Origin of the sequence: Streptomyces canus, from assembly GCF_001514145.1 — a bacterium.
GTDB classification, from domain to species: Bacteria; Actinomycetota; Actinomycetes; order Streptomycetales; family Streptomycetaceae; genus Streptomyces; species Streptomyces canus.
In genome coordinates, this window is the sequence record NZ_KQ948674.1 from 64,828 (window position 1) to 78,232 (window position 13,405).

The 13,405-nt window shown below is 70.3% G+C and carries 10 protein-coding genes; 5 read left to right on the top strand and 5 right to left on the bottom strand.

Annotation, left to right across the window (positions count from 1 at the left end):
• Positions 1–30: 30 nt before the first annotated feature.
• The 5 genes from AQJ46_RS41950 (at position 31) to AQJ46_RS41970 (ending at position 4,661) form a co-directional block, all read left to right on the top strand.
• The gene (locus AQJ46_RS41950; RefSeq protein WP_159064127.1) at positions 31–1,335 is read left to right on the top strand and encodes an MFS transporter; all 1,305 of its coding nucleotides are present in this window, start codon (positions 31–33) and stop codon (positions 1,333–1,335) included.
• Positions 1,336–1,489: 154 nt separating this feature from the next.
• The gene (locus AQJ46_RS55675; RefSeq protein ID WP_159064128.1) at positions 1,490–2,440 is read left to right on the top strand and encodes a transcriptional regulator; all 951 of its coding nucleotides are present in this window, start codon (positions 1,490–1,492) and stop codon (positions 2,438–2,440) included.
• Between the two features lie 172 nt (positions 2,441–2,612).
• Positions 2,613–3,371, top strand: a complete 759-nt coding sequence (locus tag AQJ46_RS41960) for a PIG-L deacetylase family protein (RefSeq protein WP_059210601.1) — start codon at positions 2,613–2,615, stop codon at positions 3,369–3,371.
• A gap of 84 nt (positions 3,372–3,455) precedes the next feature.
• Positions 3,456–3,902: a GFA family protein gene (locus tag AQJ46_RS41965; RefSeq protein ID WP_059210602.1), complete on the top strand. Its 447-nt coding sequence runs from the start codon at positions 3,456–3,458 to the stop codon at positions 3,900–3,902.
• 399 nt (positions 3,903–4,301) lie between these two features.
• On the top strand, positions 4,302–4,661 hold the full coding sequence (locus tag AQJ46_RS41970; protein ID WP_059210603.1) for a hypothetical protein: 360 nt from the start codon (positions 4,302–4,304) through the stop codon (positions 4,659–4,661).
• 128 nt (positions 4,662–4,789) lie between these two features.
• Here AQJ46_RS41970 and AQJ46_RS41975 read toward each other — a convergent pair whose 3' ends face one another.
• The 5 genes from AQJ46_RS41975 to AQJ46_RS42000 form a co-directional block, all read right to left on the bottom strand.
• Positions 4,790–5,119 (bottom strand): hypothetical protein, encoded by a 330-nt coding sequence (locus AQJ46_RS41975; protein ID WP_059210604.1) that lies wholly within the window; start codon positions 5,117–5,119, stop codon positions 4,790–4,792.
• A 30-nt stretch (positions 5,120–5,149) separates the two neighbouring features.
• Positions 5,150–5,866: a 2'-5' RNA ligase family protein gene (locus tag AQJ46_RS41980; RefSeq protein WP_225887534.1), complete on the bottom strand. Its 717-nt coding sequence runs from the start codon at positions 5,864–5,866 to the stop codon at positions 5,150–5,152.
• A gap of 154 nt (positions 5,867–6,020) precedes the next feature.
• Positions 6,021–7,577 (bottom strand): AbiJ-related protein, encoded by a 1,557-nt coding sequence (locus AQJ46_RS41985; RefSeq protein ID WP_225887535.1) that lies wholly within the window; start codon positions 7,575–7,577, stop codon positions 6,021–6,023.
• Positions 7,578–7,873: 296 nt separating this feature from the next.
• Positions 7,874–9,085: a hypothetical protein gene (locus AQJ46_RS41995; protein WP_059210608.1), complete on the bottom strand. Its 1,212-nt coding sequence runs from the start codon at positions 9,083–9,085 to the stop codon at positions 7,874–7,876.
• Positions 9,082–13,380 carry an SNF2-related protein gene (locus AQJ46_RS42000; protein WP_159064129.1) on the bottom strand — a complete coding sequence of 1,433 codons (4,299 nt, stop codon included), beginning with the start codon at positions 13,378–13,380 and terminating at the stop codon, positions 9,082–9,084. The genes AQJ46_RS41995 and AQJ46_RS42000 overlap by 4 nt, the downstream gene beginning before the upstream one ends.
• Between the last annotated feature and the right edge of the window lie 25 nt (positions 13,381–13,405).

Here is a 13,405-nt window from a genome sequence, read left to right on the forward strand (position 1 = left end):
CCTGCTGGATGAGGTCGAAGGAGGCTGTGCGTGACGGCTTCCGATGAACCACTCCCCCATACCGCCGTGTCCTCGGAGCCGGTGGCCGCCGAGGACACGGTCAACCGGGACCTCGTGTTGTTCAACAACGGGCTAGCAGCCGGGGTGCTGGGCGGCGCGGTCACGTCCGTCGCGCTGCCCAGCCTGGCTCTGATCACGCTGAGGGCGACGCCGCTGGAGATGAGCGTGCTCTACGCCGCCCAGCGGTTCCCGCCGGCGGTGACGGCCCTGCTGTGCGGGGCACTGGTCGACCGGCACCGCAAACTCGTCTTGCTGACCTGGGGCAAGGTGGTGGGCGGAATCCTGTTGCTGTGCGTGCCGCTCGCCGCCTACCTCGATTGGTTGTCGCTGCCGCTGCTGTGTGTCGTCGGCCTCCTGCTCGCCGCCGTCAACGACGTCTCCTCCACGGCCGGGATCAGCTATCTGCCTTCCCTCGCGCGGGGTGACAAGCTCGCGTCCGCCAACTCGAAGATGGGTGCCCTGTTCTCCTTCACGGACGCCGCGGGCAGCTACCTCGCCTCTGGCCTGATCGCGCTGCTCGGTACGAGCCGCGCCATCGTCGCCGACGTCGCCTCGTACTTCATCAGCGCGGCGTGCATGACGCGGATCCGTACGCCGGAGCCGCCGCCGAGCCCACGGCCGGCGGACAGCACCCTGTGGCGGGAGATCCGCGACGGGCTGCGCTACACCGCCCGGCACCCGGTGCTCTGGCCGCTCGTGCTGTCCAACACGGCTTTGTCGCTGGCGATGACTGCCTGGGATGTCCTCTACCTCATCTACGTGATCCGGGAGTTGCACTGGTCGCCGGTTGCCCTGGCCGTGGTCATGGGGTGCGCGAGCGTCGGCGGCGTCGTGGGCGCGCTGGCCGGCCGACGGCTCGCCCGCCCGCGAGGCACGTGGTGGGGTGTCGGCCCGCTCCTGCTGTGCGCGCTCGCCCTGCAGCCGCTCATCCTGGTGCCGGTGCTCTTCGCCGAGCCGGGCCTTGTGTGGCAGATCATCATCGGGGGGTGCGTCACCGTCCGGTTCGCCGGGGCGACCGCGCACGGCTCGACCCAGCGCTCGGTACGTCAGGGCGTGTGCGATCCCCGCTACCAAGGGCGACAGCAGTCGATCGGCACATGGGTGACGTTCGGCCCGAGGTTCCTCAGCGCCCTCGCTGCCGGCGCGCTCGTCTCCGTGATCGGTCTCGGCCCGTCGATGGCCGTCGCGGCGACCGCCACGGCCGGGGGATTCCTCGTCCTGGCCCACCCCCCCGTCCGGCGCCTTCGGACCATGCCGACACCCGGTGAAGGGTGAGGGCGCTCCCTGATCACCGGCCGCGTGAACCCACACCCGTCGGCGTGCTACCGGCAGACCCGCACAGCTTCTACCGTGAGTAGTCGCGGCAGAACACATCGCAACGAACCTGTCCCAGGAGGACACTTTGATCGACCGTCGCCACGTGCTTTCCGTGGGCACAGCTCTCGGGACGACGATGCTGCTGCCCGGCACGGCCGTGGCCGCCTCCGCCCCGGATCTGAGCACCCTTCAGCGCCAACTTGTCGTCGCACGTGCCCAGTTCCGCTCCGCGCACTACGCCGACCTCGCCGAAGCCCTTCCGCGCCTGCGCCGAGACGCGCTGGCTGCTCAGGCCCACACGACCGGTGCACGCCGTCAGGCGGCGAGCGCCCTACTCGCCAGGGTTCACATCCTGGCGAGCGAACTTGCGGTGAAGTCTGGTGCCAGCGACGAGGCGTGGGAACGCGCCCGGTCTGCCGTCGCGGCAGGCGAGTCCTCGGGAAACGTGATCGTGCTGGCCGAGGCCACACGCGTCTGCGCTACCCCTCTCCGGCGCCAGGGACGGGCCGCTGACGCGGTGCTGCTCCTACAGGACATGATCACGGCGTTGACCGGCGCCGCCTCCAGCACCCCTGAGCCCCCGCTCGTTTCGGCGACGGGCTCCCTGGCGCTCACGGCCGCCTACTCCGCTGCCCTCGAAGGCCGAAGGACCACGGCCCTGTCCCTGATGGAGATGGCCGCCGACGCTGCCGGCCGGCTGGCACGGACCCCGCAGTCGTACTCGGGCGGCCTCACCGCAGGTCAAGTCCAGCTGTACCAGGTCGGGGTGCATCACCTCCTCGGCCAGGACATCGCCGCCGTGCGGGCCGCCCAGCGACTCCACCCCAGCACGCTGCCGACCGGCGAACGCCGGGCCAGGCTCGGAACCGACACCGCGCGCGCATTGATCGCTGTGGGGGACTACGAGCGCGCGCTCACGGCTCTGCACGCAGTGGAGGAAGCAGCCTCGGAAGAGGCTTCCCGACCGTCGGTCCGTGCCTTGACCCGTGAGCTGCTCGTACGGCGCCCTCGCCTGACCGGCTTGAAGACCTTCGCGGCACGCACCGGCGCCGAGCCCCTGTAATCAAGGCTCCGCGGGCGTACCCGACCGGCACGCGGCCGGCCGTATCGCCCCGCCGTGAGCGTCTCTCGATGCCCAGCGGCTCACCGACTCCTCCCGGATCGCCTCGGCGACCCTGCCGACCAACCCACCCTGACAAGGTGCACCATCCGTGATCACATCCGCTTCGCCGTCCATGCCGTCAATACTCGGCGTCTTCGCTCACCCGGACGACGAATGTCTCCTCGCAGGCGGGGTCCTCGCCCAGCATGCCGCCGGAGGTGCACGCACAGGGGTCGTCACCGCCACGTGGGCGCCGGACAGTCACCGGGCGGACGAGCTTGCGGAGGCACTGGCCGTCCTCGGTGCTGGCCGACCGCGGATGCTCGGGTACGGCGATGCCCGCAACACCTCGTCGGCGCCCGGGCGCCCTCGTCTCTGCGACGCGTCCCTGGACGAGGTCATTCTCCAACTGGTGGCGCAGCTGCGGGAGTTCCGTCCCGACATCGTGGTCACCCATGACGCCATCGGCCAGCTGACCGGCCATCCGGACCACCGCCACACGCACCGGGTGACCCTGCTCGCGGTGGAGGCCGCCGGTCTCGCGCACCTCTACCCGGAGGCCGGTGAGCCCTGGCAGACCCGCGCCCTCTACGCAGCCACCCACCCGCACTCCGGGGTCGGTGACCTGGGACCGCTGCTGGCCGGCGTCGGCAAGACCGTACTGTCCGTCCCGGAGGCGTACGTGACCGCGGCCGTCGATGTGACGCCCTGGGCGGAACAGAAATGGCGCGCGATCCTCGCGCATCGCGGCGAGGTCGCACGTGAGCGCCCGTTGCCCGGCATCCTGGCCCGCCTGCCCGAGGACAACCGCCGCAGGATCATCTCCACCGAGTACTTCACGCGCCTCGCACCCGGGCCCGTCCCAGGCGATCCGCTTCAGCTGACGCCCTGACGCTTCAGAACGACCACGTCACGCACCGGCTCCGCCTCCAGTGAACACATCCGCTACTGAACCCGAATCGACCCGAGGATCCTCATGACGAGCACATCCCGCGCCGCCGACGCCCAGCGAGCTGAAGAAGCCGAGGGACGTACCGGCGGCTGCCTGTGCGGCCGCATCCGCTTCACCACCCGGGGTCCGGCCGTCTTCGCCCACACCTGCGCCTGCAAGCACTGCCAGAAGCTCGGCGGCACCCCCTTGATGTGGTGGGTGGGATTCGCGACGGTCACCTGGACCGGCGAGAGCGAGCCGACCTGGTACGAGACCTTCGAAGGCGAGGCGAAGCGCGGCTTCTGCCCGACCTGCGGCAGCCGCGTCGCGGCGATCGACAGCGACATCCCGGAGATCGGCATCAACGTCACCGCCCTCGACGACACCAGCGGCACAGACCTTGTGCCCATCCACGCATCCTTCCACGACAACGCCGTACGCTGGCTGCCCCCGGTGCCGGAGACCGAGCACAGCGCGGCAGAGTCGGCCTGACAGGAGCTGCTCGTCCGAACCCTTGGGTGGCCGTCCCACGCCTTCGATAGCCGCGTCCCCTCACATAGGGGCTTCTGATCCCAGGGCGCAGACGCTTTCCTCCAACGTCCTTCCTGTCCTGGAACTGCACATTGGTGCGAATGTCAGTGGCGGGCACTAGCGTCGGTACGTGCGTGACATGACAGCGGTGAGTGCAGCGGCAGGTTGGCTGCTACTGGTCGGCCTCACGGTGGTCGGCTTGATGGTGGTTCTCGCGGATGGGCGCCTGCGCTGGTACCCGTCCAGTCTCCTGCACTGGTTCATGGTCATCGGGCTGGCACAGGGCCCGTACGGGCTGCTGCTCGCCGGCGGGCTCATCCCGCAGGCCGAAACGCCGGCCGTTCGCATGGTGATGCTGCGGTGTGGCTCCTCGGCATCGCCTTCGCGGTTTGGAGGGGCAGGCTCGTCGTGCTCGGCGTATGGGCGGATCGCCAGCTCATCCGCATTCTGGGCGACCTCAATGCCCTCCCCCGGGTTACCGCGCTGCACCGACGAGCCGAGGCCGCGGATGAGCGGGAGTCGCTTGTCCAGCAGGCCCGTACCGCGCTACAGCGGCGCCGTGGCCGTGTGGCGCTGGTGTCGCTCGAGAAAGTGCTCGAGCAGATGAAGGCGGACCACGGCGCCAACGACGAGTGGTCGGAGCTCCGCTCCCGGATCCGCGCGCTGGTCACCAACTTCGTCGGTGGATCACAGACCAGCGGGGCGTCTCCTGTCGCATGACTGGTCTTTGCACCGGTTGACGGCCATCACCCTGCTGCGTGCGACGACTTCGCTCCGGCGTAGCTGCTGATCACGATGTCCCGTGTACGAGACCTGGGAGCAGTTGGGCGCGGCCGCCGGGCCCCCGCTCATGCCCTCTCAGCGGTCAGAGTGACGGCGACGGCCGACCCTCGGTCGCGTACGGCGCCAAGGAGTCTGTGGAGCTCCGTATGGTCTGGGTACTGCGCGAGAAGGTCGTCCGGATCGACCCCGACAAACACGTGGCCCGGATTGGTGTCCGCGAACTGGCCGAACCGCTCCTTGGCCGCGTCGGCCCCCAGCTCTCGGCACTCGATGGTGTGAAGAGCGTGCCGCAGCCGGGCGATGACGTCGTCGGCATCCGCGTCGGACAGCAAGGGCGGTTTGCCTCGCCCCATCGCTCCGAAGAACGTCGCGGTGCCGGAAGGCGTGTGCCTCATGGTCGTCCACTCTCCTGGTCTCGGTCGTGCTCAGGCTGCCGTGGGCAGGAGTATCTCCTCCAGGACCTGCCAGTGGTACGCCCCCTCTACCCGCCACATCTCGACCATCTGCACGCGGTCCACGAGCAGCGGCACGGGCGGTAGGAGGCGCAAGGTCTCGACCGCCGCGCGGACTTCGGACGCCGGCAGAGGCCGGTTGCAGTAGGCGATGCCGAGGTGAGGACGCAGATAACCGCTGGAGTCCATGGGCGGCAGGCCGATGGTGCTGCTTGCCCGGGCCAGCCGGGAGTGGAGGGTGATCACGGGTGTCCACGGGGCCACGCTGTAGCGCACCGCGCCTCGCGACGCCGTCATCGGGATGGCACTCAACGGGAATCCGGGCGGAAGGCGGTGTCGGCGGACCTCGGCGGCAAGGTTGGTCAGCTGGGAGCGGGGCAGGGCGTCGGCGACGCCGATGCGGCCGAGGGTCAGGTGCAGGCTCCGCATGCCGATCGCGTCGAAGCAGAGGTGACGGATGGCTTCCTGGCACTGTCGGACGTGGTCGACAAGGAGCGGCGTGGAGAAGGTGAGCAGCCAGTAGACCGCGCGCATCCCCGGCCGCCAGCTCGGCCGGTCCCAGTGGTTGACCATGCTGGTGACCTCGTCGAACGCATGCCAGTCGTGGGCCGCGACGGCCCAGGCGCTGTCGGGGTCCGGCGGTGGATCTGCGGGGAACGACGCCGGGTGAGGCACCAGTCGTATGGTCACGGTGATTCCTTTTCCGGGCTTCGACTGCGAGACCATGACGGGGGCACGGCCCAGGAGCCCGCCCCGTACGGGCTCGGTCGTCCTACGTGCGGCCTGCGAGGTGTCCCTGGGCTTCTCGTGGGCGCCAGACCATCCCGTCGGGGAGATCTCGACATCACCTGGTCCAGCCGTTCACGTCGAAACGCTGGAAAAGGGCCGGCAGGAACTCGTGCAGGAGGCCCCGTGCGTATTCGGCGTCCTTGAGTTCGTCGTGGCCGAACCGGAAGACCTCGTAGCCTCTGAGCTTGAGGTCACGGTCGCCGGCCACCATCTCGGCGTACTTGGAGCTGTCGGGGACCTGGCCGTCGTCTCGGGTGTAGTGCTGGGACCCGTCGACCTCGAAAACGATGCGCTGCCCGTGGGGCAGGAGGAGCAGGAAATCCATGCGGGAGCGAAGCAGTGCTTCGGGGCCCCGCTCGCGCACGGTCTTGTGGTCCCAGTGGAGCCAGACCTCGGGCAGGAGTGCCGGGAGGTCGTAGACGGCGGGTCCGAGAATCTGGTGATAGAGCTCGAAGAGGTTGCGCTGTCCTGGGGAGTTGCCGGGCAGACTGCGGCGGAGCCGGTGGTAGAGGGTCTTCTTGGCTTCGGCTTCGCTGGAGATCTGTTGGGTGTCTTGCCACCAGCTCTGGAGGTCTCGCCAGCGGATGCCGTCGCCCGTGATTTCGCGGTCGTAGACGAGGACGTTGTCGGGGTCGCCGACGATCTCGATGTCGTTGTCCACCGCGGACAGGAAGCGGATATCCGGCTTGGTGAGCGAGGCGAAGATGACGTTCTTCGGCCGTCGATTGTCGGCGAGGCGGGTTGAGACCATGGTGAAGCGCGGGTAGCCCCCGTCGGTCCCGGTCTCGCGCAGCTCGATCCCAGCGCTGCGGAGCCGCTCGTTGATCACGTCCACGAGTTGACGCTGGGCGGGTTCGTCGAGGAGGACGTCTGCGGAGACAGCCCCTTCTAGGAACCGGGCGAACCGTGCGTCACCGGCTTCGAACGCCCTCAGGTTCTCGAAGAGATCTTCAGCCGACCAGTCTTCCTGGTTGCGGAAGACGTGTTGCTGGATGAGCTGTCTGAGGCTCGGAGTGCGGTTGGCGGTAGGGAGCAGCAAGTCAGCGAGGGATTCCTCGGGGTCGAGCACCCAGAAGCGCTCCAGCAGCGCCATGAACCGGGCTTGGTTGCGGGCCATGGCCGTCAGGTCCAGAGCGCGTGCCAGCTCGCGCCGAATCCTCTTCGGTATTTCCGGGGGCGACGACTCCGCCCACAACAGGTCCTCTATCCCATTGCGCGTTGCGGCGTTCAGGTTCCCTTGCGCCAGGATGCGTTCCGCTACGCGGGGAAGGTCGCTGTCGGACGTCTGCGCGAAACTCCGTTCGATCCGTACCCGCAGCGACCCTTCCTCCTTGGGTACGTGCGGCATGGCCAACTCTTCAAATGCCGCGTTGAGCGTGGCGTGCGTGTTTCCACTGAGGCGGCGCGAGACCACTTCGCCCACCAGCTGCCGAAGTGCCGAGCGATCCCTGCTGTCGACCATCCGACGATGATCCCAGAGCGTCATCAGGCAGTCAGCGGTCTCGGCAAGCCAGAAGCTGTGTGGGCGCCCGTCGAGAACCAGGTGCTGTTCAGCGCGGGTTGCGCGGGGCCCACCACACCGGCGCCTGGCCGAGGCGGTTTTGTGGGTCACAGCCGCCGGTTGGTTGGCTGATCTTCCCATGATTAGGGGGGGACAGTAGTGGCAGCGAGCGTCGCAGCGACCGAGCCGGAACACCTGAAGTCGTTGATCATCAGCACCGCGCAGGACCTCTGGGAGGACAAGGACGCCCTGAGCACGTTCCTGAACGTGGTCCGGCGCAGCGAGGGTTCGCCAGGCTGGCTGACCCTCTGGAACAGTCCGAGGTCCGGCCCGCGAAAGCCACCTTCTACGGTGTGAAGAGCACTGAGTTCCAGGAGAAGTAACGCCCGGCGGCCGAGGGCATCCGGCTACCGGTCGCGCAGGGCACGACGAGCGGCCTTGTATGCGGTGGCGGGGTTGTCCGAGGGGCCGGGGGCGGGCCGCCAGGTGCCGTGCCAGTCGGTGAACGGGTACCACAGGCCGTCGGCGCCGAGGCGGAGTTGGATGCGGGCGGCCTCATCGGTGAGCTGGTTGTCCCGGCTGACGAGGGAGGCGAGCCGTGCGGGCCGGTGCGGCTGAATCGCCGCCTCGGCGTGCGCGAGCATCTCCGCGTCGGCGGCCAGGGGCCATAGTGCGACTTCGACGCCTGCCGCTCCGCCGTATTCGTGGGCGAGGGCGAGGTCGCGCATCTGGAGGGTGGACAGGCCCAGCTGCTCGGCGGCGTGTTCGAGGTAGCGCCGGTGGGCGGGGTCGGCTAGCAGACGGGCGGTGTCCTGGACGGGGTCGTCGGCGGCCGGGAGCGGGCGGCCGGCCAGGAGTGCCGAGGCCCGTACGGCGGCGTCCCGGGTCAGCAGGCGCAGGGCCTGGGCGGTGGGTCCCGGGGCCGGAGGGTCGGACCGCAGACCGTCCAGCAGCGGAGCCGGCACCGTTTGGCTGGTGCGGGCATGGGCTGGGCGGGTGGGGCGGGCATTGAACCGGCCGAAGGCATGGTGTGCGTCGGTCCCGGTCCGCGTCTGCTCCGGTCCCCGGGCCGGAGCGGGATCCGTGGGCTTGCGTCCCCGGACCATGGTGCGCAGCTGCTTCGTGGAGCCGCCGCGCAGGGTGAGGAGGACTCCGGGGTTGGCGCGTACGTGCTGGGCGACGCGGTAGCCGACGGCGACGCTGTGCGGGCAGATGCCGGGGTCGGGGCGGCAGCTGCAGGTGAAGGTGATGTCGCCGGGCGCGGGCGCGATGCGGATGACGTCGGCGTTGTCGGTGATGGTGTCGGGCAGCCGGCCGGCGGCGATGACGTCGGTGTGCTCGTCCGAGGCGGCGATGGCCTGGTAGATGCGCTCCCACTCGTGGCTCTGGAGCGGGCTGATGGTCAGGCAGGGCTGGTGGGGGCGTGCGGCGTTGGGCATGGTGAGGGTCGTTTTGGCGGTGCCGTGGTTGATGTGGACCTGGCCGATGTCCGCTCTGGTCAGCAGGCGTTCGCCGGTCAGGAGCATCACCGGGTCGGAGGCCGCGGCCTCGAAGGCGGTGAGCCAGGCATCCACCCAGCCGTGGGTGGCGGAGGTCGGGGCATGGTCGGCGGTGGTCACGGGCGGCTCCTGAGGGAAACGAGCTGGGCCAGTTCCTGGTCGTCGAGGTCGGCGAGCGCCTTCTCGCCGCCGGCCAGGACGGCGTCGCTCAGCCCGCGCTTGTGGACGAGCAGGGCGGCGATGCGGTCCTCGAGCGTGGCGTCGTTGAGGAGCTGATGCACTTGGACTTGCCGGTGTTGTCCGATTCGGTGGGCGCGGTCGGTGGCCTGGTCCTCGATCGCGGGGTTCCACTGCTGGTCGAAGTGGATCACGTGGGTGGCGCGGGTGAGGTTGAGGCCGACGCCGGCTGCCTTGACGGACAGGATCAGGATCGGGGTGTCGCCGGCCTGAAAGGCGTCGATGAGGCGCTGGCGCGTACGCACGGGCGTGCCGCCGTGCAGAAACTCCGGTCGCATCCCACGCGCGGACAGATGCGCCTGGAGGAGTCGACCCATCTCTACATAGCTGCTGAAGATCAGCGCGGACTCGCCCAAGGTGCTGATCTGGTCGAGGAGTTCGTCCAGGGCGGCGAGCTTCGCCGAGCGGGCCGCGAACGCGCCCGGGCCTGCGTCCGGGTCGAAGGGCTCCTTCAGATAGTGGGCCGGGTGGTTGCAGACCTGGCGCAGTGCGGTGATCAGCTTCACCACCAGGCCGTGGCGGGCGATTCCCGTGGAGCCGCGGACGGCGTCGAGGGTTTCTCGGACCGCCGCCTCATACAGGGCGGCCTGTTCGCGGGTGAGCTGGACGATCCGCCTCGAGTGGATTTTGTCGGGGAGTTCGGGCGCGATGCCGGGATCGCTCTTGCGGCGGCGCAGCAGGAAGGGGCTGATGAGGCGGCCGAGCAGTTGGGCCTTCTCGCCGGTCGTATCCCGTTCGGCGTCGCGGCCGTAGCGGGTGCGGAACGTGGCGCGGGTGCCGAGCAGGCCGGGGTTGGCCCAGTCCATGATCGCCCAGAGTTCCTCGAGCCGGTTCTCGACCGGAGTGCCGGTCATGGCCAGCGGCACGGCGCACGTGAGGGTACGCAGCGCCTGGGCGGCGAGGCTGTCGGGGTTCTTCACGCTCTGCGCCTCGTCAGCGACGACCATGTCCCACTGCGTCGCCGCGAGGAGCTCGGCATCGCGCTGAAGGACGCCGTAGGTGGTCACCACCACGCTGGTGTCGGTGACCGCGCCGAGCGTGCGGCCCGTCCCGTGGTAGGCGATTGTCTTCAACTCGGGGGCAAACTTGGCCAGTTCGCGCATCCAGTTGGTCACCAGGCTGGCGCGGGCGATGACCAGGGTGGGCTTGCGCGCCCCGGTCTGCTGGCGGTGGCAGATGAGGGAGATCGCGGTGAGGGTCTTGCCCAGGCCCATGTCGTCGGCGAGGACCGCGCCGAAGCCGAGGTCGGTCAGGCGGGCCAGCCAGGTCAGGCCGCGGTGCTGGTAGCCGCGCAGCTGCGCGCGCAGTCCGTCCGGGACGGGGACGAGAGGGGCGTCGGAGCTGCTGGTGCGCAGGGCGGTGATGAGGTCGGCGAGGCCGCCGGCCGCTTCACACGCGTAGGCCTGGCCGTCGACGGTGATCGTGCCGGACAGCACGGCGCCGAGGGCGTCGATCCCGGTGAGTGAGTCGAGTTGGCGGTGGGCGGCGTGCCGGGCGGTGGCCGGATCGAGCAGGACCCAGGTGTCGCGTAGCCGCATCAGCGGGCGGGCGGCCTCGGCCAGGGCGTCCATCTCGGCCTCGGTCAGCGGCTGCCCATTCAGGGCGATCTGCCACGAGAAATCGAGCAGTTGAGCCAGGCCGAGGCGGGTGGCGCCGGTAGCCGAGCGGGCGCCGACGACCGTGCGGGTGGTGAGGGCGTCGATCAGGTCGGCCGGCCAGCGCACGGCAAGTCCGGGCATGCCGTCGGCACCGAACTCGGCCAGCTGGGCCACCTCGGCCAGGCTCAGTCGCATCCCGGCGGGTTGAGGCTGACCGGCGAGGCGTTCGGCGGCCGGCCACACGGTGGCGCACCGGCGCAGGGCGCGCTGGATCCGGCGCCGCAGCACCACCGTCCCGGCGGCCGGCTCGGACCAGAGCGTGCCGGCTGGCTCCGGCGATCCGGTGTCGTCGTCGCGGTGCACCAGGAGCGTGGCGCGCAGCTGCTGGGCGTCGGCGTCTGCCTCGTTCGGCGCCTCGATGGCGAGGAGCAGACGCGGCGCCGGGCCGGGTTCGGCGGTCTCCTCGAGATCGTCCGCCCACTGCTGCAGGTCCGGGTGGAGTGGCTGGGCGGGCGTGGTGAAGGGGTGCGTGCCGAAGAGCGCACGCGCGCCCGGCGTGGCGACGAACGTGTCGGCCAGGGTGGTCAGGACCGTGTCGACGGCGTCGTCCGCGTGCGGGATGCGCAGCGTCGTCGGGTCATCGGCGGGCAGGGCCTCGCAGTGCGCGTGAGGTGGCAGGTCCTCGACGAGGCAGTCCAGCACCGTTCGGTCCGTGCCGGTGATCGGCCCGACGCGCCACACACCGGAGCCGTCGTGGCCGACGGCCGGGTGAGCCCGGCCGTCGGCGAGGAGCTGCAGGCCGAAGCGGAGCACCTCCGCCCATGCGGCCGCCGACGGGTGCACCCCGGTGGAGGGATGCTCCACTGCGATCAGCGCGTCGACGGCGAGCGGGAGGGGCAGCGCCCAGCCGGCCACCTGGGCTCGCCGGGCCTCCGACCCGCAGGCGAGCGCCAGTTCGTGTACGGCTTCCGCCATCGGCGCCGGCAGGACGGCGGGTGGCATCGCCGCACCGTCGTCCCGGTAGAACAGGAAACAGGTCGCCCGGCCGGGTACGGGCCGGATCAGGGTCAGCGCGCAGCCAGCCGCCAAGGCCTCGGCCACCGCCAACTCCCCACTCAGGTGCACCAGCTCCCCGGTGCGCTGGACGGGCACCACCGGCGTAACCGCCATGGCCGGGGCCAGTTCCCCCTCCCCCGCCGTCTCCGGGCCGGTCTCGGCTTCCGTCTCGGAGGGGGCTGGTGCCGGGGATGCGACGGGAGCCTCGGCGGGTTCGGAACGGCTCTGGCGGATCACAACGAGCAGGGCCTCGGCCGCGTTCATCCGGGCGTCCGACTTGTTCCCACCCCGTCCATCGGCCTGGACCGCCGTGCCGCGGACCTCGCACGAGCCCGTACAGCGGAACCGGGGTTTCTTCGGGGTGCCGATGGACTCGTACGTCCACTCGGGCTTGGTGATCACGTCGTCGAGCTTGAGCTGGTTGAGGTCCATCAGCGCGTTCGTACGCCGCTGGTCGGCCGCTGCCTTGCCGCCGGCAGCCTGCGCGGACGGCTTGTCCGGTTCGGGCTCGTCGGGCAGACGGACCTCCGGCTCGGGCAGTGCGGTCAACGCCGCCAGCAGGCTGACCGCCGCGCGGTGCCTGCCCGCTTTACGGCCCCGGGCCCGCTGCACGTTGCCGCGCACTTCCCCGGCGCCGCCGTCGCACCGCGCCGTGATCACGTGCCGGTGCTCGGCGTCTTCGAGCACCTCGTCGTAGGAGAACTGCTCGAGCTGAAGGTCCTTGGCGCGCATGGCCAGGAGCGCGGCCGCGTACCCGGATCGCTGGGCAACGACGTCGAGCATCGCGCTGCGGGCCTGCTGCCAGCCCGGGCCGGCCGCGGTGAAGAGCAGGGCGTACATGTGGCGGTGCTGGTACTGCCCGTGCTCGGCGCGCCCGAGGAGGTCCTCCAGCAGGAGGGGACGGGGCGCGGGCGCGGTGATGTCCTCGGCGAGCAGGAACTCGAAGGTGTCCACGCCCAGTCCGCCGCGGCCCAACCGCTCGTGGCGCGGTGGCGGCACCGAGGAGGCGTCGAACGGGTCGGTGGCGCCGGCCAGGTAGGCCAGCATGCTGGTCATCGCCGCGTCGCGGGCCTGCTGCTTGCTCTGCCCCCAGCGTTCGGGGCCGGTGACCTCGTGACCGGGCAGGCCGACCCGGGCCTGCGCGGCGCCGGACGTGTCGGTGAAGGCGAGCGGCGGCCACATCTCGAGCTGGACGTGCAGCTGGAGGACCTGGCGTACCGTCTCCGGGTTCGCCGCCACCGCCGTCATCACCAACTCCCGCACCGGCGACCAGGACTCTTCGTCGTCGGCGACGAGCAGGACCATCCGCAGGTCACGCAGCGACATCATCCCCGCCGTCGTACGCCGTACCACTTCGGCTCGTACGGCTCTCGACAACCGGCCGTGCACACACGCGGACTTGAGGTGCTCGGACCAGGCGTTCGCGTCGAGTGTGCTCAGCGTCGACGGTGGGACGGCTTCCCCGCTCGTGCCGGTGCGGTCGGTGCGTTCATCGGTGGGCCAGCCGTGACGCGCAGTCGTCAACATCCCTCCCTGCTTCAGGTCCGTG

Coding starts and splice junctions, on each gene's coding strand:
- AQJ46_RS41975 (WP_059210604.1), bottom strand. CDS start 5,119: ATGAGGCACACGCCTTCCGGCACCGCGACGTTCTTCGGAGCGATGGGG.
- AQJ46_RS41960 (WP_059210601.1), top strand. CDS start 2,613: ATGCCGTCAATACTCGGCGTCTTCGCTCACCCGGACGACGAATGTCTC.
- AQJ46_RS41965 (WP_059210602.1), top strand. CDS start 3,456: ATGACGAGCACATCCCGCGCCGCCGACGCCCAGCGAGCTGAAGAAGCC.